This is a genomic window from Phytobacter sp. V91 (assembly GCF_965644225.1).
GTDB lineage: Bacteria > Pseudomonadota > Gammaproteobacteria > Enterobacterales > Enterobacteriaceae > CBFFRJ01.
Window position 1 is genome coordinate 1 of sequence record NZ_CBFFRJ010000317.1, and the last position, 503, is coordinate 503.

Consider the following 503-nt stretch of genomic DNA (forward strand, 5'->3'; position numbering starts at 1 on the left):
GGCATCGTGAAAAATCTATGGCAAAGAAAGCCTTATGTTCTCATAACTGACGATTAAATCGCACCTTCCCTAAATTCTCTTTATATACCAGCGGAGCCCTGATTGAAGACAAACTGGGGCTTTCTGTTCGCGGCAATATATTCCGTCGTGATGCTTCACATGTTGAATCCTCAACTACCGGCACCGAACTCAGTAATAAGGGACCAAACCCGGTAAAATCTGATAACTATACCCTTGGCAGTAAACTGCACTGGAAGTTGAATAATAGCCACTCACTCTGGTTTGACGGCGAACTGGCAAACCAGAAGTATGATAACAGCAACAGCCAGCTTGGCACTCTCGGCTCCTCCGGGGGCTATGAAGATACACTGCGCTATCAGCGCCGAAAAGTGACGCTGGGCAGCGATAACCACTTTGATTTCGGAACACTTAATTAAGTCCGGTAAACCCCCGGCTTTGCCGGGGGACTCCGAAAGGTTTGACCTTTAAGTCAGTCGCGCGAA

Annotated in this window: 1 pseudogene; it reads left to right on the forward strand. The window is 47.9% G+C overall.

Features of this window, described 5'->3' with window-relative positions:
* Window positions 1–71: 71 nt before the first annotated feature.
* Window positions 72–434, forward strand: a pseudogene (locus ACSZO4_RS25835) (TonB-dependent receptor); the annotation flags it as partial.
* Window positions 435–503: the final 69 nt, after the last annotated feature.